Below are 20,257 nucleotides of genomic sequence, written 5' to 3'. Positions count from 1 at the left end.
CCACAGTTATCAGGGGAAAAACATGCAGTAGGGAGACACGCATGAAACTGCCGGAAGTGGCACTGCTGGTGCTGATGGTTGCCCTGACACGGGCACAACTGGAGGAGTGGCAACTGAATCGGGAAGATGCCATCGTGCTGGCCGAACGGGGCGTGCCCACCGTCAGCCTGTGGCAATGCGGCACACTGAAGCAACGGATTGCGGATCTCAACCAGCACAGTGCCGAGGTGCAGTTTCAATATCGGGGGCAAAACATGGCGGATGTGAGCCACTATCTCGAGCGCGAGTGGAAACAGGCTGGCTGCGAACAGTTACTGGTACAGCAAGGATACTGACCAAGGCTCAGACTCGAAGAGTGATGATTGAGATAAACAGAGAGAATATGGAGGCACGTTCCGGAGTCGAACCGGACTAAACGGATTTGCAATCCGCTGCATAACCGCTTTGCTAACGCGCCATGCTGACAAGACTGATTGTCTTGAAAGTGAGTTCCATCGTTGGTGTGATGGAAAATTGGAGCGGGAAACGAGACTCGAACTCGCGACCCCGACCTTGGCAAGGTCGTGCTCTACCAACTGAGCTATTCCCGCGTTACTGCTTTCGTGCCAGTTGCCTGACAACGAGGCGCATTATACGTACCACGAGCGCCAGCACAACCCCTTTTTCGCAATTAAAACCCTGATGCAGACTGTTTGCTCAGGGTTTAAACGCCTTGCTGCATTTTTCTCCAGCCAGCTGTGACCCACCAAGCGAATTTGGGATAAAGTCGTTGAAATGATTACGCTTTCGTTCGAGACTTGTGCGGCTTAATAACCGGATTCTCAATTGAAAATCACAAGATGAAATGGATCTTCACGCTTCGTGGGCTCAGGCCGCAGTTAATGCTGGCTTTTTTCATGTTGGGCATGGTGCCCTTTTTGGTCATCACCCTCTTCTTCCTATACAGCCACGGCAAGGATCTCACCACCCAGACCTCCAACCATCTGGTCTCCGTTCGTAATATCAAGAAGAGTCAGCTCGAGGATTACTTCAACAACCTCAAAGAGCAGATCATCAACTTCTCCCAGCAGGATTTTGCCGGCAACAGTATCGGCCGTTTCTATGGCTTTACCGGCGCCTTCGAGAAGCTGGGCACCACGCCGCAGGAGGCCCGCAGCCGCGCCCAGGCCCGCTATCTGCCCGGTTCCTGGGATCAACTGCGCAAACCGGACAGCCAAGTAGAGATCGAACCCTCCATCACGGCGCTGATCCTCGCCGACGAGATGTATGGCCGGGTGCACCAGCGCTTTCATCGCGGCTATGCCGACATGGTGCGCAAGTCCAACTACAGCGACATCTTTCTGGTGGACCTCAACGGTGATGTGGTCTATTCGGTCACCAAGCACCCTAACTTTGCCACCAATCTGCTCTCCGGCCCCTACCAGGGCAGTGGCTTGGGCCAGACCTTCGCCAAGATCAAACGACGCCTTGATGGTGGCCAGAAGCCGCAGCAGATCTTCGAATTCACCGATTTTGGCCGCAACGAGCTGACTGGGCAGGTGGTCGCCTACATGGCGGCCCCCGTGATGCAATACGACTATGTGCGCGGTGTGGTGATTTTCGAGCTGCTGCCGGACAAGCTCAACCAGATCATGGCGGAGCGGGAGGGGCTAGGCGAGACCGGCGAGACCATCCTCATCGGCCCTGACAAGCGGATGCGCGCCGATGCCTGGCTGGCGCCGGAGTTCAGCGTCGAGAACAGCTTCAGCCCCAACTTCCGGCCGCTGCAAACGCCACTCATCACCAAGACGCTCTCCGGCGAGCAGGGTGTCGGGCTGTTCCACTCCTATCAGGATGACGAGGTGCTGGCCGCCTACACCCAGGTGAAGGTGTTCGATACCGAGTGGGCCTTTATAGCCGAGATCTCCACCCGGGAAGCCTATGCCCCGATCCGCCAGCTGGAAACTCTGGTAATTGTGCTGGGCGCGGGCTCGGTACTGCTGCTGATCCTCTTCTCCCGCTGGCTCTCCCACTCCATCACGGCGCCGCTGCGATCGCTGACCGAAGCAGCCGAGCAGGTGGCCGACGGCGCGCTGGATCACCCCATCGCCATCGAGCGCACCGGCGATGATATCGACCGGCTGGCCGAGGCGTTTCGCCATATGCAGCGCTCTGTGAAGGACAAGATCGAACTGATCGAGCAGCAGACCCAGGAGCTGCAACAGCAGGTCAAGCTGACTCACAAGCAGAACCTCAGCCTGCAGCAGGCGGACAAGCTCAAGGATGAACTGCTGGCCAACACCTCCCACGAGCTGCGTACCCCTATTCACGGTATCAAGGGGATGGCCGAGTCGATGCTCGCCAGCCAGCAGGATTTGACCGAAGGGCAGCAAAAGCAGCTCGGCCTCATCATCAAGAGCGCCGATGGCCTAGCCCGTCTGGTGGACGATCTGCTGGACTACCATCAGATGCGCTACGGCCAGCTGGAGATCCACTCCCAGCCCGTCTCATCAAAAGGGGTGATCCGGCTGGTGCTGGATCTCTGCCAGCATCTGGTGCAGGCCAAACCCCTCACTCTGGTGGATATCAGCCCAGCCGAACTGCCGCCGGTGCTGGCCGACGAGCAGCGGCTCGAACAGGTGCTCTACAACCTGGTGGGTAACGCCATCAAGTACACGCCGCAGGGCAAGGTGGTGCTCAGTGCCATCGTCGAGAACAACTTCCTGCGCATCAAGGTCACCGACACCGGCATCGGCATCGCCCCCGATCATCTGGAACATATCTTCGAGCCACTGGTGCAGATGAGCCCGGAGGTAAGCAAGCAGGGGGCCGGCCTTGGCCTCTCCATCACCCGCCAGCTGGTGCACCTGATGGGGGGCGAGCTGTTCGTCGAGAGTGAGCCGAGCGTTGGCTCTACCTTCGCCTTTACCCTGCCCCTTGCCACCGGCAAAGCGGCCAATCTGACCCTCGACAGCCGCCAGATCGAGCATCAGCTGGTGCGCCAGCAACCGCTGATCCTACCGGACTGGGAGAGCGACGATCTGCCCCCTTCCCCCGAGGGTGCGCCGCTCATTCTGGTGGTGGATGACGAGCCCATCAACCTGCACATCCTGCGCCATCTGCTGCAGCCCTGCGGCTACCGCATTCTGCCCAGCAGCGATGGCCACGATGCGCTGGCCAAGCTGGCCGAGGAGCCGGTGGACCTCATCCTGCTCGATGTGATGATGCCGACCCTTTCCGGTTTTGACGTCTGCCGTCGCCTGCGCCAGCAACACCCGAAAGATATGCTGCCGGTGCTGCTGCTCACCGCCCTTAACCAACCCAAGGATATCGAGGAGGGCTTCGGGGCCGGTGCCAACGACTATCTGGTCAAACCCTTCTGCAAGGAGGAGCTGTTTGCCCGGGTCAAGGCACTGCTCGAGGCCAAGGCCGGACGCGCCTCACTGGTGGAAAACCGGCTCTTGAAGCAGGAGATCGAACATCGCCTCACCCTGCAGGATCGGCTGCATCAGGATCAGCAGCGCCTGCTGGCCCTGCTCGGCGAAGGGGCCGACCCCATGATCTTTATCGACGAGCAGGGCACAGTGCTGTTTGCCTCCCGGGTGCTGGCGCGCCTGCTGGGACAGGAGCCGGAAGCCATGGAGGGGCAGTCCCTCAATGAGTGGCTAGCCACCCCGCTGCAACAGCAGTGGCCCGACCTTGCCAGCGAGCGGGAACACAATCTGGAGTTTCTGGTGGCCGGGCAAAAAGATGTACTCAACGCCCGTGCCCTGCCCATCGCGCTCGGAGGACAGGCCGCTTTCGCCCTCACTCTGAGTACCGAACTGCGTCAGGATGAGAACCGGGTAATGGCGCTGGAGAACGCCCTCAAGAACCTCTCGCGGCAAGCCATCATCGAAGATGAACAGCTGCTGGGCGAGCTGAGCCGCCTGGGTGGCGAGTTCCGTTCGCTGGCCGACGACCTTATTCGCCAGCAGGATGACGAGCCGCTGCGCCGTGCGCTGGTAGAGACCATGCAGCTCACCCTGGATGCCTGGCAGCAGGGGACCGGCAAGGGCAAAATCGTGCTGGCGGAGAAGAGCAAGCTGTGGCGGGTCTATATGGACAGATCCAGCCCGCAGACCCGTACCCTCGACAAATACCTGAGTCTGGACACCCTGCCCAAGTCGCCACGCTGGAAGACAGTGGTGGCCACCACCGAGTATGTGCTGGGCCACTGCCCGCTCAATGACCACCAGCGCCAGCAGTTGCAGCACAGCGCCCAGACCCTGCGTCAACTCGCCAACCGCAAGCCGTGACACGGCGCCCTAAACGGGCGCCGGATCACAATTGGCAATCTGGTTTCTTTTTATGCAAAACAAAGCCCCGCCCGACCCCGAAACCGAGAGCAGATCCAATTCACAAATTTGTCATATACGCCATTTTCACAGCCACTTTTTACGCGAGAGCAAATAACGCAAATCAATGATTTTAAACAGATAAAAAAGCATTTTGACGAGATTGACGTAACACCGTCAATTTTTACGAAAACAACGAAATCAATAGTTGTTGTTTTCCTGTTAATTCTGGTTTGCTTAGGGCGTTGGAAAACAGAACGACAAAGGTTAGACACCTGACCAACACAGAGGGCCGATTTCATCAGCATGCGAAACCGGTGCTCACACAAAACAAGGCGAACCCTCGGGAATGCCAAAAAATAAGAAAGGAAAACATATGCTTGCCAAAGTATCCAAAATCTCTACCGCTGTAATGCTGGGAACCATGATGCTTGCCGGTGCCGCCGGTAACGCCATGGCCGCAGAAAACAAAACCGTGCTGACCATGGTCGCACAGCAGGAAACCGCCTGGGTCAAGAACTTCAACCCCTTCCTGCAAGCGGGCTTGCTGCACACCACCCGTCACTTCATCTATGAGCCGCTGGTGATCTTCAACGATATGCAAGGGGGCAAACCCGTCTATCGTCTGGCCACCAACTATGCGTTCAGCGATGACCTGAAATCCGTCACCTTCGATCTGCGTGACGGCGTGAAGTGGTCTGACGGCGAAGCCTTTGATGCCGATGACATCATCTTCTCCTTCAATCTGGTCAAGGCCAACAAGGCGCTGGATGAGCGCTCAATCTGGACCCAGATCAAGAGCGTCGAGAAGCTGGCCCCCAACAAGGTCAAATTCGACCTGACCGAGGTCAACACCAACGTGGTGAATGATCTGGTGCTGGTACCCATAGTGCCGGAGCATCAGTGGAAATCGGTGAAAGATCCGGTTGCCTTCACCAACGACAAGCCGGTTGGTACTGGCCCCTTCACCGAAGTGGACAACTTCTCTGCCCAGCTCTACACCCAGTGCCGCAACCCGCACTACTGGGATAACGCCAACCTCGCCATCGACTGTCTGCGTATGCCGCAGATGGCCACCAACGACCAGGTGCTGGCTGCTGTCATGAAGGGTGACATCGACTGGTTCGGCTCCTTCGTACCGGATATCGAGCGCCTCTACGTCGGCAACGATCCGAAGAACAACAAATACTGGTTCCCGGCCTCCGGTACCGTGGCGTTCAACGTCAACTTCCAGACCAAGAACCCGGGCAATAACGAAGCCTTCAACGACATCAACTTCCGCCGCGCCTTCTCCATGGCGATGGACCGCCAGTCCATGGTGGATATCGCGGGCTACGGCTACCCCACCGTCAACGAGTACCCGTCAGGTCTGGGCAAAGCCTTTGACTCCTGGAACAACCCGGAAGTGGACAAGAAGTACGGCAAGTACAACAAGTTCGATCTGGAAGGGGCCAAGGCCCTGCTGAAAGAGGCAGGCTACAAGGATTGTGACGGCGACAAGTTCCTCGACACCCCGAGCTGCAAAAAGATCGAGTTCAAGGTACTGGTACCGAACGGCTGGACCGACTGGGTCAACACAGTTCAGATTGGTGTAGAAGGGCTGCAGGCGCTGGGCCTGAACGCCAAGACCGCGACTCCGGAAGCGACCGTCTGGACCGAGAACCTGATCACCGGTGACTTCGATGTCGCCCTGCAGGGTTACTTTGCCGGTGCCAACCCGCACAAGTACTTCGAGACCGCGTTCCACTCCCGCAACATGGGTGACCGTGGCAACCGCTTCGCCGCGCCCCGTTACAAGGACCCCGAACTCGACAAGCTGATCGATGACTTCACCCAGACCGCCGATGCGGCCAAGCAGAAGGAGATCATGTTCGCCATCCAGGATCGTGTTGGTGCCAACCAGACCATCATTCCGGTCTTCAACAACCCGACCTGGTATGAGTACAGCACCAAGCGCTTCAACGGCTGGTTCAGTGCTGATAACCCGGTAGCCAAACCTCAGCTCCACCCGGACACCCCTGAGCGTCTGCTGCACGTGTTGTCCCTCAAGCCAAACAGCTAAACAATCCCGGCCCCCTGCGGGGGGCCATCTTCCCCGTTAATCCCCTTCTTGCCCAGCTTTGCCGGGGTTGGGGTAGCTATACCCGACGCGGGGCAGACTTGCAGTAAAAGGTACCATCATGGGATTCATACTGAGACGCTTTTCCTTCTACCTGGTTGCCTTTCTGGTAGCCGCCACCATCAACTTCCTGTTACCCCGTGCCATGCCAGGGGATCCTGTCTCCGTGATGTTTGCCCGCGCTGGCGCCATGATGGAACCCGCCGCCCTGGAAGCCCTCAAAGCCACCTTCGGCTTTGTCGACGGCCCCATCGGTACCCAGTTTCTCACCTATGTGAAGAGTGTCTTCACCTGGGATCTCGGCACCTCGGTGCGCTTCTACCCACAGCAGGTCTCTGACGTGCTGGGCCGTGCCATCGGCTGGACCCTGTTTCTGGTCGGCACCTCCACCATCCTTAGCTTCTCCCTCGGTTCCATCGTCGGCATCTTCGCCGCCTGGTATCGCGGCGGCCGGATGGACAGCATTCTCTCCCCGCTCACCCTGGTGATGCAGGCGATTCCACCGGTGGTGGTCTCCCTGCTCGCCCTGTTCCTGTTCGGGGTCAGCCTCGAGTGGCTGCCCATCGGCTACGCCTACAGCCCGGAGATCAAGGCTGACTGGGGCTGGGAACACATCAAGAGCATCATGACCCACGCTATCATGCCGGTGCTGACCCTGGCCGTGGTACAGGTGGGGGGCTTTCTCATCACCATGCGCAACAACATGATCAACCTGCTGGGCGAGGATTACATCACCATGGCCAAGGCCAAGGGGCTCTCCAGCAACCGGGTGATCTTCAACTACGGCGCCCGCAACGCCATTCTGCCCAGCGTCACCGCCCTCTCCATGGCGCTCGGTTTCGTCATCGGTGGCTCTCTCATCACCGAGGTTATCTTCAACTATCCCGGCCTGGGCCTGACCCTTTATCAGGGCATTCTGGCCCGCGACTACCCGCTCATTCAGGGGCAGTTGCTCATCATGACCATCACCATGCTCAGCTTCAACTTCCTGGCCGACGTGCTCTACGTCTTCCTGGATCCCCGTCTGCGTACAGGAGGCAAATAAGATGCGTATGCCGACCATTCTCAAAATCCTGCTGGGCAACAAGAAGGCTGCCTGTGGCCTCGCCATCGTGGTTGCCTTCGTACTGATGGCCCTCTTTGCCCCCATTCTGGCCAGCAACGAGCCGACCAAACGGGTGGCTCGCCCGCACCAGCCGCCCAGTGCCGAGTTCGTGATGGGTTCAACCCGCATGGGCCACGACATCTGGGCCCAGTTCACCAACGGCGCCCGTATCTCGCTGCTGGTGGGCTTCAGTGCCGGTCTGTTGGTCTGCACCCTGGCCGTCGCCATTGGCATCACCGCCGGTTACTTCGGGGGTCTGGTGGATGAGTGCCTCACCTTCCTGATGAACGTGGTACTGGTGATCCCCAACCTCCCCTTGCTACTGGTGCTGGCGAGCTTTATCGGGGAGGCGTCACCGGCGGTAATTGCCGTGATAATAGGGTTGACCTCCTGGGCCTATGGCGCGCGGGTCATCCGCGCCCAGACTCTGGCCCTGCGCGAGAAGGAGTTCGTCATCGCCGCAGAAGTGCTGGGCGAGCCGGCCTGGCGCATCATTCTGGTGGAGATCCTGCCCAACCTCATCTCCATCATCGGGGTGAGCTTCATCGGCTCCATCATTTACGCCATCGTCACCGAAGCGACCCTGGAGTTCCTGGGGCTTGGCGACCCGACCGTGGTGAGCTGGGGCATCATGCTCTACAACGCCCAGACCTCCAGCGCCATTCTGGTCGGCGCCTGGTGGGAGATCCTGGCCCCCTGCTTTGCCATCGCCACCCTGGGTGCCGGTCTGGCCCTGCTCAACTTCGCCATCGACGAGATTGCCAACCCGCAGCTGCGCTCCCACAAAGGGCTCAACCGCTGGAACAAACTGGCCACACCGGTCACCACACCGGTTGCCACAGCACAGGAGAAGACAGCATGAACAAGCATCCCCTGCTGTCAGTACGCAATCTTTGCGTCGACTACATCACCGAAAATGGCGACGTGCGCGCCGTCAACTCGGTGAGCTTCGATATCAGACAGGGCGAGATCTTCGGCCTCGCCGGTGAGTCGGGTTGCGGCAAGTCCACCGTCGCCTTCTCGGTGGCCCGGCTGCACAAGCCGCCCGCCTACATCAGCGGTGGCGAGATCCTGTTCAAGGGAGAGAATATCCTCCACTACAACGACGAGCGGCTGCGCTCCTATCGCTGGCAACAGGTGTCGGTGGTGTTCCAGTCCGCCATGAACGCCCTGAACCCTGTACTGCGGATGGAGGAGCAGTTCTGCGACGTGCTGCTGGCCCACAACCCCGGCATGACCCGTTACGAGGCGATCAAGCGCGCCCAGGAGCTGCTCACCATCGTCGATATCCACCCGAGCCGGCTCAAAGACTACCCGCACCAGTTCTCCGGCGGCATGCGCCAGCGGCTGGTGATTGCCATCGCCATGGCACTCAACCCCGAGCTGCTCATCATGGATGAGCCGACCACGGCGCTCGATGTGGTGGTACAGCGGGAGATCCTGCAGAAGGTCTATGCCCTGAAAGAGAAGTTCAACTTCTCCATTCTGTTCATCACCCACGACCTCTCCCTGATGGTGGAGTTCTGCGATCGCATCGGCATCATGTATGCCGGTGAACTGGTGGAGGTCGCCCCCTCCAAGGCGATCCTGACCGCGCCGCTGCACCCCTATACCAGAGGGCTCGGCAACTCCTTCCCGCCCCTGCACGGGCCGAAGAAGGTGCTGGAGGGGATCCCGGGCACCCCGCTCAACCTGCTGGAGGTGCCGGTCGGCTGCCGCTTTCAGGCCCGCTGCGGCAAGGTGCACGATCGCTGCCGTCAGGAGTACACCAGATTGGCCGAGATCCGCCCCGGGCAACAGACCGCCTGCCACCTCTATGAGGAGCAGGGACTGCAACAAGATTCCGTGATCTATCTGGACAAGGCCGCTGGCTGTTAAGGATGTCTGTCATGCAAATCGCCAAAACCGATGCACCCATCATCGAAGTCCAGCACCTCTACAAGGACTTCCCCATCAACTCCAATGCCATCAAGAGTGGCAAGATGCGGGCGCTCTCCGACATCACCTTCAACCTGCACCGGGGCCGCGCCCTGGCGGTGGTCGGGGAGTCGGGCTCCGGCAAGAGCACCATCGCCAAGATCATCGCCAAGATGTACAAGCTCAGTGCCGGGCGCATTCTCTATCGCGGCCACGATCTGGAGGAGTTCAACAAAGGCACCGCCCTGCTGGACTATCGCCAGAGCGTGCAGATGGTGTGGCAAGATCCGTTCGGTTCGCTCAACCCGACCCACACCATCTATCACCACATCGCCCGCCCCCTGCTGCTGCACAGCAAGGTGATCGACAAAAAAGAGCTGCCCGACATGGTCTACGCCCTGCTGGAGAAGGTCGGCCTGACCCCCGCCAAGGCGACGGCGGCCAAGTATCCGCACCAGCTCTCCGGCGGCCAGCGCCAGCGGGTCAACATCGCCCGCAATCTGGCAGTGGAGGCGGAGGTTGTGCTGGCGGACGAGCCGACTTCCATGCTCGACGTCTCCATTCGCATCGGCATCCTCAACCTGATGGAGCAGATGAAGAACGAGCTCGGCGTCTCCATGCTCTACATCACCCACGACATCGCCACCGCCCGCTATGTGGCGGAAGATCTGGCGGTGATGTATGTGGGGCACATGGTGGAGTGGGGCGAGGTGGACGAGATCCTGCACCACCCGCAGCACCCCTACACCCAGCTGCTTATCTCGGCGGTGCCCGACCCGGAGAAGAGCATCCACGCCGAGCTGGAAGGAGGCCGCAAGGGGGAGATCCCGCTCTGGACGCCGGAATCCTGCGGTTGCCCCTTTGCCGGGCGTTGCAATCAGGCGATGCCCCGCTGCAAGGAGGCGCTGCCCCCCATCACCAAGCTTGCCGACAACCACTTCGTGCGCTGCTACCTCTACGAGTGAGGGTGAGCCTTAGACCGGCCGGACAACCCTGTCCGGCCATGCCTCGATACGGGGCGGCCACAGCCCCGTGATGTGCCTCACCGCCCGGCGGTGAACCACAGGAGTAAGAAGTTGATGGAACTCTTGATCAATCAGGTGGGCTACGAGTGCGACGGACACAAGGTCGCCCTGTTGCAAACCTCCCCCGCCCCTGATCTCGGCGGCTATGTCAGGCTGCAACGCCTTGATGATGGCCAGATCCTGTTTGAAACCCCACTGCAACCAGCTGGCAGCGTCCCCGGCTGGCAGGGCCGCGCTTACTGGCGTGCCGACTTCTCCGCCTTCAAGGAGCTCGGCCACTATCGGCTGGAGGCGATCACTGCCCAAGGCATAGTCCGCTCGACCCGCTTTGCCATCGGCCAGGATCTGCTGGCCAGCCGCTGCCTCTCCGATGTCATTCACTACTTCAAGGGGCAGCGCGCCAGCGGCACCTTTGATCGGGCCGACCGCAGCGCCCGCCTGTTTGGCTCCGACCAGCACAAAGATGTGCACGGCGGCTGGTTCGATGCCAGCGGCGACATGAGCAAGTACCTGAGCCACCTCTCCTACGCCAACTACCTCAACCCCCAGCAGACCCCCATGGTGGTGTGGGCTCTGCTCAAGTGCCGGGAACTCTTGGCCCCGCGCCGCGATATCGACGGGGTGAACCTCTGCAAGCGGCTCAATGACGAGGCGCTGCACGGCGCCGATTTCCTCTGCCGGATGCAGGATGAGTCGGGCTTCTTCTACATGACCCTGTTCGACAAGTGGAGCAAGGATCCCGCCCAGCGCGAGCTGTGCGCCTATGCCACCCAACAGGGGATCAAATCCGCCAACTGGCAGGCGGGTTTTCGCCAAGGGGGCGGCATGGCCATCGCCGCGCTGGCCCGCGCCGCCCGCGAGAGCGTCAGCGGCGACTTCGATGCCAGCCGCTATGCCGAGGCCGCCAAACGCGGCTACCTGCATCTGTGCGAACACAACCTTGCCTACCTTGATGACGGGGTCGAGAACATCATCGACGACTACTGCGCCCTGCTGGCAGCGGTGGAGCTGACCCGCACCTTCGGCAACGAGTGGCTGAATGAGGCGAGAGCCCGCGCCAGCAAGCTCTGCGCCCGCCAGCGCTCCCATCCTGAGCTGGGTCACTACTGGTCGGCTAACGAGGATGGCTCGCGCCCCTACTATCACGCCGCCGAGGCGGGCCTGCCGGTGCTGGCGCTGCTGGAATATCTGGGCGTAGAGCCGGAGCAAGAGCACAAGGCCCAAGCACAGACCGTGGTGGAACAGGCGCTGGCCGCCGAGCTGGCGCTCTGCGCCCGCGCGGGCAACCCCTTCTCCCTCGCCCGCCAATATGTGAAAGGGGTGGATGAAGCACCGCGCGTCAGCTTCTTTATGCCCCACAACAACGAATCCGGTTACTGGTGGCAGGGGGAGAATGCCCGCCTCGCCTCTCTGGCGGCCATGGCCTTTGCTGGCGCCCGCCACTTCCCCCGCCAGAGCCAGCCGCTGCTCACTTATGGCCAGCGCCAACTCGACTGGATCCTCGGGCAAAACCCGTTCAACGCCTGCATGCTGGCGGGCCACGGAATCAACAACCCCGCCTATACCGCCGGGTATCCCAACGCGCAGGGGGGGATCTGCAACGGCATCACCTCAGGGTTTGATGACGAAAACAACGTGGCCTTTATTCCGGAGGAGTACAAGGATCGGCTGGATCAGAACTGGCGCTGGGGCGAGCAGTGGATCCCCCACGCTGCCTGGTTTGCTCTGGCCATCACTTGGCAGAGTGCGCTGAGTGATCGATATGAGCAGGGAGGTCGCCATGATTGAGTTCTGGGTAGGCGTCGATGGCGGGGGCACCCACACCCGCGCCCGCATTCGGGATCGGGCGGGCAAGCTGCTCGGAGAGGGGCGTTCAGCCGGCTCCAATCTGGAGCTGGGCATCCCCCATGCCCACGCCAATGTGCTGGCCGCCATCGCCAGCGCCCGCCTTGCCGCCGGGATCGCTATCGAGTGCGAACAACAGATGGGGGTCGGGCTGGCGCTCGCCTCCGCCGAGCTGGCCGACTGCTATCACGCCCTGCTCGAGATGCCCTTCTCTTTCGCCAGCGTCAGGCTCACCTCCGATGCCTTCGGTGCCTGCCTCGGCGCCTTTGGCGGCCGTGAGGGGGCCATCCTCATCGCCGGTACCGGCTCGGTGGGACTGGTCTATCAGGAGGGGCAGATCCGCACCTGCTCCGGCCGCGGCTTCCCCATTTCAGACATAGGCAGCGGCGCCTGGCTGGGGCTGCGCGCCATCCAGCAATCCCTGCTCTGCCACGACGGCATTCTGCCCCCCAGCACCCTCGCCATCCGCTTGATGGATCGCTTCAAGCGGGATCAAGCCGAGGTGGTTCGCTGGGCCGCCCGCGCCATTCCGGCCGACTATGGCCACTTTGCCCCCTGGGTATTCGATGCCGCCAGCGATGGCGACGAGCTCGCCAACCAGCTGCTGGACGAAACTTGCGAACAACTGCAGATCCTGCTGGAGGGAATGACCCAGCTCGGTGCCAGACAGATCGCCCTGCTGGGGGGGATTGGCACCCGCCTCGCTCCCCGTCTCGGCCAGCTCAACCTGATCCCCCCCCAGGCAGATGCGCTCGATGGCGCCATCCTGTTTGCCCAATCAGAGGATTTTCCATGTCTACACCCCTGATCCACACCCAGGTCGCCCGACGTGACGGCGAGGATGTCTGGTTCACCTTCACCCTCTCACTCATGCCTGATACCAAGTGGAAACTGCACTTCTGTCTGGCTCGCCATATCGACCCCGACTCCTTGCAAGGGGGGGAGCTGGAGCGCCAGAGCGGCAGCTACAAGGTGATTGTCCCGAACGCTGGCAGCTGCGAGCTGCGCTTTTGCTGCCGCCAGACGCCCATCAAGAAGCTCTCCGACATGCCGCAGGGCTTCTTTCTCAGCCTGCCGGAGGCGACCACGGGTGCCCAGCTGCTGCCGGTGACGCTGGCGGCGCAGGATCTCGGACTGGAGAACCCGCCGGTAACCCGCTCCGACCTGCCTGATGTCGAGCCCCAGCCCGGCATAGTGCCACAACCGGCCCATCTGGTACTGCTGGAGGGGAACTTCCGGCTGGCCGAGCGGGCTCATGTCAGCGCTCCCCGCGATGTACCGAAATTGCTGGCCCACTTCAACGAGCTGACGTCGCTGGCGCTGGAGCAGGATCACGACGCTGAAATCCGGCTGACCGAGGCCAAACTGGCCCCCGAAGCCTATCAACTCACCATCACGCCGCAGGAGGTGGTGATTGCCGCCGCCGACGAAGCGGGCTGGCGTTATGGGCTGGTCACGCTGGCCCAGTGGTATCTGCAACATGGGGAGAGCCTGCCCTGCGTCACGCTGGAGGATGCCCCGCGCTTTGGCTTTCGCGGCATTTTTCTCGACTGCGCCCGCCACTTCCACACTCCGGCAACCATCAAGCGCCTGCTCAAGCTGATGAGCCTCTACAAGTTCAACCGCTTCCACTGGCATCTGACCGATGACGAGGGGTGGCGACTCGAGATCAAGGCCTTCCCGGCATTGACCGACGTGGGTGCCTGGCGCGGCCACGATCTGGCGATCGACCCCCAGCTCAGCGGCGGTGCCGAACCCTATGGCGGCTACTACACCCAGAGCGAGGTGAAGGAGCTGGTGAGCTATGCCATTGAGCTCGGCATCACCGTCATTCCCGAGATCGACATCCCGGGCCACTGCCACGCCGCCATCAAGGCGCTGCCCGAGTTGCTGATCGAAACGGCGGATCACTCCCGCTACCGCTCGGTCCAGCATTTCGATGACAACGTGCTCAACCCCGCCCTGCCCGGCACCTACCGCTTTCTGGAGGCGGTGCTGGACGAGGTGTGCGAACTCTTCCCCGGCCCGCAGATCCACATGGGGGGTGACGAGGTGCCGACCGGGGTCTGGACCGACAGCCCCGCCTGCCAGCAGCTGATGACCGAACAGGGCTACGCCGACTGCCGCGAGCTGCAGGGCCATCTGCTGCGCCACTGCCAGCGCTATCTGGCCGCCAGAGGCAAACAGATGATTGGCTGGGAGGAAATACTGCATGGCGACAAAGTGAGCCGCAAAGCGGCCATCTGTGCCTGGACCAGCTTTCAGGCGGGGCTGGACGCTGCCGCAGCCGGTTATCCGGTGGTGATGGCGCCCGCCCAGTTCCTCTATCTGGATCTGGCCTGGAGCGCCGATATTCATGAACCCGGCCTCTACTGGGCGGGGACCCTCAATCTGGAGCAGGTTTATGCTTGCGATCCTGCCCCAGCAGATTTCCATGCCAACGATAACATCCTCGGGGTGCTGAGCCCCTTGTGGTCAGAATTGATCACCAGCCGTGATCGTCTCGACTACATGTTGTTCCCGCGCATGCTGGCCACGGCCGAGGTGGCCTGGAGCGATCCCGCCCACAAGGGCTGGGAGCACTTCGCCGCCCGCCTGCCGGGTCAGCTGCAGATCCTCGATCAGTTGCAGGTGCGCTACCGGATGCCACAGAGGTAATGTTGTCTCTACTTTGGCGGCCAATCGGCCGCCTTTTTTACGATTAGCCAACAAAACATCAACTTCCCCCTACCATTCATCCGCCATTATTGGCAAAATCCAGCCCCCAATGAAGCTGGTCTGCCTCCTGCTGGCGCGAGCCTGCGGCCACCTCCAGATCTGCCACAATAACAACGACAACATTATCAACAAGAACATCGGAGCGTATTCCTATGGCCCGCAGAGATGTCCATACCCTGGATAGCGAAGTGGAGTTTCCTGCCGACGTACAACTGGTCTCCACCACTGACCTGCGCGGGGTGATCACTTATGCCAATCCGGCTTTTTGCACCATCGCCGGCTATAGCGCCGACGAGCTGGTCGGTCACAACCACAATCTGGTACGCCACCCCGACATGCCCAAGGCCGCCTTCGCCGATCTCTGGGCCCGCCTCAAGGAGGGCAAACCCTGGCGCGGCATCGTCAAGAATCGCTGCAAGGATGGTCGTTACTACTGGGTAGATGCCTATGTGACCCCCATCTATGAAGGCAACAGGATCAGCGGCTACCAGTCGGTACGCTGCAAGCCCGAGCCCCAATTCAAGCGCATCGCTGCTCAGACCTACCAAGCTCTGCTCAAGGCCGAGCGCGGCAACAGCAGCAACCTCCCCTCTCTTGTCAAAGTGCGCACCCCGGCCATCACCCTGCTGCTGCTCGGCCTGATGGGCTGGGCCTTCGCCAGCCAAGGGGCCATGACCGTCCTGCTGATGCTGCTGCCCCTGTTGCTTATTGGCGGAGCCTACTGGCGCGAGCTCTTTGCCCTGCCCCACTATCTGCAGCAACTGGGCCGTGAATACGACAGTCTGACCCGACTGGTCTACTCCGGTGACAACCCCGGCGCCATTGCCGATTTTCATATCAAGATGCTGCAGGCCCGCATCCGAACCGTGTTGGGGCGGATCAACGATGCCACGGCACCTCTGCAAACCTTGGCCATCAATTTGAAGCAGGCCTCTCATCAGGCCTGTCTCGATATCAACGAGCAAGATGCCCAGACCCAGCAGATGGCTACAGCTATGACTCAAATGGCCAACACAGCTCACGAGATCGCCCGCAACATTCAAGACTCCAACGGTCAGGTCAACGAAGCTCGCAATCGTTGTGAACAAACCAACCAACAGTTGAACCAGACCGAGCAACAGATCGAACAGCTCGCCAAACAGGCAGAGCTGGCGTTCAACTCGGCGGTAGAGCTCGCCAGTGAATCCGAACGGATTGGCAGTGTCATGGGCGAGATCCAGGGCATCGCCGAGCAGACTAACCTGCTGGCCCTCAACGCCGCTATCGAAGCCGCTCGCGCCGGGGAGCAGGGCCGTGGTTTTGCGGTGGTCGCAGACGAGGTGCGTACTCTATCGACCCGCACCCACAAGGCGACCGAGCAGATCCAGGGCAGCATCAAGCAGATCCAGCACACGCTGGGACGTTGGAAGGGGATGATGCAGGAGAACCTGCAACAGACCCGCGCATGTGCCGAGATGACCCGCCAGGGCGCCAGCAGCCTCCATACCGTGCTGGCAGAGATAGAGCTGGTCACCGAACACTCCACCCAGATCGCCACCGCTGCAGAGCAGCAACAAGCGGTCGTGGAGGAGATCAGCCGCAGCATCCACCAGATCTCCGAGTACTCCCACGCCAACAGTCAGAAGATGCTGGATGTCGATCACTCCAGTCAGGCTCTGCTGGAACGGGCCAAGCAACTGAAGGGGCTTAGCCAGACCTTCGGCTGAATCATTGCCAGCCCCATGACAGAAGCGCCACAATGGCGCTTCTGTTGTTTTTGACGAATCGGGTCTATGAGCATTGAACCAAGTCCATCCCCATTGAACAAAACGGCCCGTATCGAAGCGATCATCGCCCTGATCCCGGCAGGCCGGGTGGTCAGCTATGGTCAGGTGGCCGATCTGGCCGGGTTGCCAGGACGGGCAAGACTGGTGGGCAAAGTGCTGCGGGAAACCGACAAGGTACTGCCGTGGCATCGGGTGCTGGGCGCAGCGGGCACCATCTCGTTACCGAAAGGGTCGCCAGGCTTTGCCGAACAGACGGGACGCCTGCAGCAAGAAGGGGTCGTGGTGATCGGTGGGCGGGTCAGAATGAAGGAGTGGCAATGGCAGCCCGATCTGGCCGAGCTGATTTTTCTACTGCCGTTTTGAGGGGATCACCGCTGGATCACTCCAGCGGCGCCAGGATCTCGTCGCTGCGCACCTGCACCGGTATGGTCTCATCCGCGCGCTGCAGCAGCACCAGCAGGCTCTGCCGGTCAACCTCCAGCACATAGGCCGCCCCTTCCCGGGTCATGCAGCTCATGCCTGGCCGGATCTCGTTAATCTCCATCTCAACCTCCTTGTCTACTTCGCGATTGACGACAGCTGCACTCCTTGCAGCTGTCTCAGTATACCGCTATCCATAAGCAAAGAGGCCCCTTATCGGGGCCTCTTTTCATCAGGCTTTTTTAGCCTTTGGCAAACTCTCTTGCCAGGTACCGTTGTCGTAGTGAGCGGTCCAACCGGTCGCCTTGCCGTTGACCTCGCTCATCACGTACTGCTCCTTGGTCTTGCGACTGAAGCGCACAATAGCGGGGTTGCCGTCCGGATCGGTGAGCGGGGCACCGGCCAGATACTTGTGCTTGGCGGAGATGCGATCCTTGAAGCGCTTGAGCTCTTCCACCAGCGGCGCGCGGGTCTCGCGGGATTTGGGGAAGTTGCTGGCCGCCAGGAACAGACCGGCAGCCCCGTCACGCAGCACAAAGTGGGCATCGGACTGGGTGCACTTGAGCTCCGGCAGCGGCACCGGATCCTCCTTCGGCGGCGCGATGTCGCCATTTTTCAGGATCTTGCGAGTGTTCTTGCAGGTCTCGTTGGTGCAGCCCATGTACTTGCCGAAACGGCCGTTCTTGAGCTGCATCTCGGCTCCGCAACGGTCGCACTCGATGCTCGGCCCTTCGTAGCCCTTGAGCTTGAACTGGCCCTTCTCGATCTCGTAGCCATCGCAGTCCGGGTTGCGACCACAGACGTGCAGCTTGCGGCTGTCATCGATGATGTAGGCATCCATCGCTGTACCACAGACACCGCAGCGGTGCTTGGCGCGCAGCGCTTCGGTTTCCGCCTCTTCGCCGTCAGTGGCGGAGACAAACTCGTCGGCAGAGACCAGGTTGATGGTCTTCTTGCAGCGCTCTTTCGGCGACAAAGCATAGCCGGAGCAACCAAGGAACACGCCGGTGGTGGCGGTACGAATACCCATCTTGCGGCCGCAATCCGGGCAGTCGATGTCAGTCATCACCATCTGGTTGGCACGCATGCCGCCCTCTTCGGGCGCCTTGTCAGCCTTCTCCAGCTCCTGGGTAAACTCGGCGTAGAAAGCGTCCAGCACCTTCTTCCACTCCAAGCTCCCTTCGGCGATGCCATCGAGCTTGTCTTCCATCTTGGCGGTGAACTCGTAGTTCATCAGCTCGACGAAGTTCTCCACCAGACGATCGGTGACAATCTCGCCCATCTTCTCGGCGAAGAAACGGCGGCTCTCGACCCGTACATAACCGCGATCGACGATAGTGGAGATGATGGAGGCATAGGTTGACGGACGGCCGATGCCACGTTTTTCCAGCTCGCGCACCAGCGCCGCTTCGGTGAAACGGGCAGGCGGCTTGGTGAAGTGCTGGCGCGGATCCAGCTTGACCAGTTTCAGCACCTCGCCCACGGTGACCGCAGGCAGCTGGCTATCTTCGCCCTTGCGACCCATCGGCGGCAGTGCCTTGGTCCAACCTGCGAAGCGCAGGGTACGGCCACGGGCCTTGAGCTCGAACTCACCCGCCTTGACGGTCAGGGTGGAAGAGTCGTACTGAGCCGGGGTCATCTGGCAGGCGACAAACTGACGCCAGATGAGGTCGTACAGACGCATGGCATCCGGCTCCATCCCTTCCAGCATCTCGGCTGTCACCTGTACGTTGGAGGGGCGGATCGCCTCGTGCGCTTCCTGAGCATTGGCCTTGGCGCCATACAGATTCGGCTCGGCTGGCAGATAGGCCGCGCCATACTGCTCGCCGATATATTCACGCACCGCCTCAACCGCCTCTTTGCTGAGGTTGGTGGAGTCGGTACGCATATAGGTGATGTAACCCGCTTCATAGAGACGCTGGGCCATCATCATGGTCTTCTTGACCCCGAAGCTCAGACGGGTAGAGGCCGCCTGCTGCAGGGTGGAGGTGATAAACGGCGCGGATGGCTTGGAGCCGGTCGGCTTGTCTTCCCGGTTCACCACCTTGTAGTCGACCCCTTCCAGGGCTGCGACAGCGGCAAAGGTCTCGGCCTGGGTCACGGGCTTGAAGTCAGCCCCGTTGCGGCTGACCACTTCCATCCGCAGATCGCTCTTGTCGGCGGTCAGCAGGTCGGCATTGAGATCCCAGAACTCGACCGGAACGAACGCCTTGATTTCGCGCTCTTTATCGACGATGAGACGCACCGCAACGGACTGTACCCGACCGGCGGAGAGACCACGGGCCAGCTTTTTCCACAGCAGCGGGGAAACCATGTAACCCACCACGCGGTCGAGGAAACGACGGGCCTGCTGGGCATTGACGCGGTCAATATTGAGTTCGGACGGCTGGGCAAACGCCTCCTTGATGGCGCTCTTGGTGATCTCGTTGAACACCACGCGCTTGTAGCGGCTGTCGTCGCCACCGATGATCTCGCGCAGGTGCCAGGCGATCGCTTCTCCTTCTCTATCCAAGTCGGTTGCGAGATAGATGGTGTCGGCTTTCTCGGCCAGACTTTGCAACTCGCTGACCACCTTCTCCTTGCCGGGCAAAATCTGGTAGTTGGCCTGCCAGCCAGCGGTCGGATTGATACCCATCCGGGCAAACAGGGCCTTGCGATCCTTGGCAGCCTTCTCGGATTCGCTTAACTTGATGCCGCGAATGACAGGTTTCTTGGGCTCGGTGCTGGCGCTGCCGCTGGTGGGCAGATCGCGAACATGACCAACGCTGGATTTCACCACGTAGTCCTTGCCCAGATATTTGTTGATCGTCTTGGCCTTGGCCGGAGACTCCACTATGACCAGTGATTTGCCCATGCTGTAACTATTATCCTCATTGCACCCGACGGGGTTGGTGTGCGGTTTTGTGGGGCTGTATAAGAGATTTGGCGCGAAAAAGCAATCTTGTGAGCAAATTTGCCTGACCAGCCCGAACCACACGGCTTCTTTTATTGCTTCTTTATTTATTAATGCGAAGGCAACAGGCCGG

Annotated in this window: 14 protein-coding genes and 2 tRNA genes; 12 read left to right on the top strand and 4 right to left on the bottom strand. The window is 60.7% G+C overall.

The genetic code is table 11. The features are described from left to right. Positions 1–41 precede the first annotated feature (41 nt). Positions 42–335, top strand: coding sequence for a hypothetical protein (locus tag AB5Y83_RS18390; RefSeq protein WP_005347702.1), 294 nt, complete (start codon positions 42–44; stop codon positions 333–335). Positions 336–383: 48 nt separating this feature from the next. On the opposite strand, the gene AB5Y83_RS18385 is transcribed toward AB5Y83_RS18390, so the two are convergent. Both AB5Y83_RS18385 and AB5Y83_RS18380 read right to left on the bottom strand, forming a co-directional pair. Next, positions 384–457: transfer RNA gene (locus tag AB5Y83_RS18385), tRNA-Cys, on the bottom strand. Between the two features lie 57 nt (positions 458–514). Next, a tRNA-Gly gene (locus AB5Y83_RS18380) sits at positions 515–590 on the bottom strand. Between the two features lie 249 nt (positions 591–839). Here AB5Y83_RS18380 and AB5Y83_RS18375 point away from each other — a divergent pair. The 11 genes from AB5Y83_RS18375 (at position 840) to AB5Y83_RS18325 (ending at position 17,174) form a co-directional block, all read left to right on the top strand. Then, positions 840–4,277 (top strand): ATP-binding protein, encoded by a 3,438-nt coding sequence (locus AB5Y83_RS18375; RefSeq protein ID WP_335864043.1) that lies wholly within the window; start codon positions 840–842, stop codon positions 4,275–4,277. Between the two features lie 415 nt (positions 4,278–4,692). Beyond that, positions 4,693–6,378: an ABC transporter substrate-binding protein gene (locus AB5Y83_RS18370; protein WP_005362139.1), complete on the top strand. Its 1,686-nt coding sequence runs from the start codon at positions 4,693–4,695 to the stop codon at positions 6,376–6,378. A gap of 118 nt (positions 6,379–6,496) precedes the next feature. Continuing rightward, positions 6,497–7,480, top strand: coding sequence for an ABC transporter permease (locus AB5Y83_RS18365; protein WP_005334871.1), 984 nt, complete (start codon positions 6,497–6,499; stop codon positions 7,478–7,480). Position 7,481: 1 nt separating this feature from the next. Next, complete coding sequence (locus tag AB5Y83_RS18360) at positions 7,482–8,402, top strand: ABC transporter permease (RefSeq protein ID WP_201933104.1); 921 nt, start codon at positions 7,482–7,484, stop codon at positions 8,400–8,402. Then, a complete protein-coding gene (locus tag AB5Y83_RS18355) occupies positions 8,399–9,418 on the top strand; it encodes an ABC transporter ATP-binding protein (protein ID WP_005334876.1) in 1,020 nt (339 codons plus the stop codon). The genes AB5Y83_RS18360 and AB5Y83_RS18355 overlap by 4 nt, the downstream gene beginning before the upstream one ends. 11 nt (positions 9,419–9,429) lie before the next feature. Then, the gene (locus AB5Y83_RS18350; RefSeq protein ID WP_005353824.1) at positions 9,430–10,422 is read left to right on the top strand and encodes an ABC transporter ATP-binding protein; all 993 of its coding nucleotides are present in this window, start codon (positions 9,430–9,432) and stop codon (positions 10,420–10,422) included. 114 nt (positions 10,423–10,536) lie between these two features. Further along, positions 10,537–12,270 carry a glycoside hydrolase family 9 protein gene (locus AB5Y83_RS18345; protein WP_368175712.1) on the top strand — a complete coding sequence of 578 codons (1,734 nt, stop codon included), beginning with the start codon at positions 10,537–10,539 and terminating at the stop codon, positions 12,268–12,270. Beyond that, the gene (locus AB5Y83_RS18340; RefSeq protein WP_368175711.1) at positions 12,263–13,135 is read left to right on the top strand and encodes a BadF/BadG/BcrA/BcrD ATPase family protein; all 873 of its coding nucleotides are present in this window, start codon (positions 12,263–12,265) and stop codon (positions 13,133–13,135) included. Before AB5Y83_RS18345 ends, AB5Y83_RS18340 begins: the two co-directional genes overlap by 8 nt. After that, on the top strand, positions 13,120–14,985 hold the full coding sequence (locus AB5Y83_RS18335; protein WP_113740427.1) for a beta-N-acetylhexosaminidase: 1,866 nt from the start codon (positions 13,120–13,122) through the stop codon (positions 14,983–14,985). The genes AB5Y83_RS18340 and AB5Y83_RS18335 overlap by 16 nt, the downstream gene beginning before the upstream one ends. Before the next feature lie 212 nt (positions 14,986–15,197). Continuing rightward, positions 15,198–16,751: a methyl-accepting chemotaxis protein gene (locus AB5Y83_RS18330; protein ID WP_368175710.1), complete on the top strand. Its 1,554-nt coding sequence runs from the start codon at positions 15,198–15,200 to the stop codon at positions 16,749–16,751. A gap of 66 nt (positions 16,752–16,817) precedes the next feature. After that, entirely contained in the window at positions 16,818–17,174 is a 357-nt protein-coding gene (locus AB5Y83_RS18325; RefSeq protein WP_368175709.1) for an MGMT family protein, read from the top strand. Positions 17,175–17,190: 16 nt separating this feature from the next. Here AB5Y83_RS18325 and AB5Y83_RS18320 read toward each other — a convergent pair whose 3' ends face one another. Continuing rightward, complete coding sequence (locus AB5Y83_RS18320) at positions 17,191–17,355, bottom strand: hypothetical protein (protein WP_005334891.1); 165 nt, start codon at positions 17,353–17,355, stop codon at positions 17,191–17,193. Positions 17,356–17,463: 108 nt separating this feature from the next. Next, positions 17,464–20,085: a type I DNA topoisomerase gene (gene topA / locus AB5Y83_RS18315; protein ID WP_368175708.1), complete on the bottom strand. Its 2,622-nt coding sequence runs from the start codon at positions 20,083–20,085 to the stop codon at positions 17,464–17,466. Positions 20,086–20,257 lie beyond the last annotated feature (172 nt).

This window comes from Aeromonas sp. R5-4 (genome assembly GCF_040908215.1).
GTDB classification, from domain to species: domain Bacteria; phylum Pseudomonadota; class Gammaproteobacteria; order Enterobacterales; family Aeromonadaceae; genus Aeromonas; species Aeromonas veronii.
The sequence above is the reverse complement of the archived record's forward strand: the minus strand, read 5'-3'. Positions and strand labels throughout refer to the sequence as shown.

What these genes read in the sequence shown, in the direction of transcription:
- AB5Y83_RS18350 (WP_005353824.1), top strand. Translation starts at nt 9,430, where the DNA reads ATGCAAATCGCCAAAACCGATGCACCCATCATCGAAGTCCAGCACCTC.
- AB5Y83_RS18335 (WP_113740427.1), top strand. Translation starts at nt 13,120, where the DNA reads ATGTCTACACCCCTGATCCACACCCAGGTCGCCCGACGTGACGGCGAG.
- AB5Y83_RS18390 (WP_005347702.1), top strand. Translation starts at nt 42, where the DNA reads ATGAAACTGCCGGAAGTGGCACTGCTGGTGCTGATGGTTGCCCTGACA.
- AB5Y83_RS18340 (WP_368175711.1), top strand. Translation starts at nt 12,263, where the DNA reads ATGATTGAGTTCTGGGTAGGCGTCGATGGCGGGGGCACCCACACCCGC.
- topA (WP_368175708.1), bottom strand. Translation starts at nt 20,085, where the DNA reads ATGGGCAAATCACTGGTCATAGTGGAGTCTCCGGCCAAGGCCAAGACG.
- AB5Y83_RS18370 (WP_005362139.1), top strand. Translation starts at nt 4,693, where the DNA reads ATGCTTGCCAAAGTATCCAAAATCTCTACCGCTGTAATGCTGGGAACC.
- AB5Y83_RS18330 (WP_368175710.1), top strand. Translation starts at nt 15,198, where the DNA reads ATGGCCCGCAGAGATGTCCATACCCTGGATAGCGAAGTGGAGTTTCCT.
- AB5Y83_RS18365 (WP_005334871.1), top strand. Translation starts at nt 6,497, where the DNA reads ATGGGATTCATACTGAGACGCTTTTCCTTCTACCTGGTTGCCTTTCTG.
- AB5Y83_RS18355 (WP_005334876.1), top strand. Translation starts at nt 8,399, where the DNA reads ATGAACAAGCATCCCCTGCTGTCAGTACGCAATCTTTGCGTCGACTAC.
- AB5Y83_RS18345 (WP_368175712.1), top strand. Translation starts at nt 10,537, where the DNA reads ATGGAACTCTTGATCAATCAGGTGGGCTACGAGTGCGACGGACACAAG.
- AB5Y83_RS18320 (WP_005334891.1), bottom strand. Translation starts at nt 17,355, where the DNA reads ATGGAGATTAACGAGATCCGGCCAGGCATGAGCTGCATGACCCGGGAA.
- AB5Y83_RS18375 (WP_335864043.1), top strand. Translation starts at nt 840, where the DNA reads ATGAAATGGATCTTCACGCTTCGTGGGCTCAGGCCGCAGTTAATGCTG.
- AB5Y83_RS18325 (WP_368175709.1), top strand. Translation starts at nt 16,818, where the DNA reads ATGAGCATTGAACCAAGTCCATCCCCATTGAACAAAACGGCCCGTATC.
- AB5Y83_RS18360 (WP_201933104.1), top strand. Translation starts at nt 7,482, where the DNA reads ATGCGTATGCCGACCATTCTCAAAATCCTGCTGGGCAACAAGAAGGCT.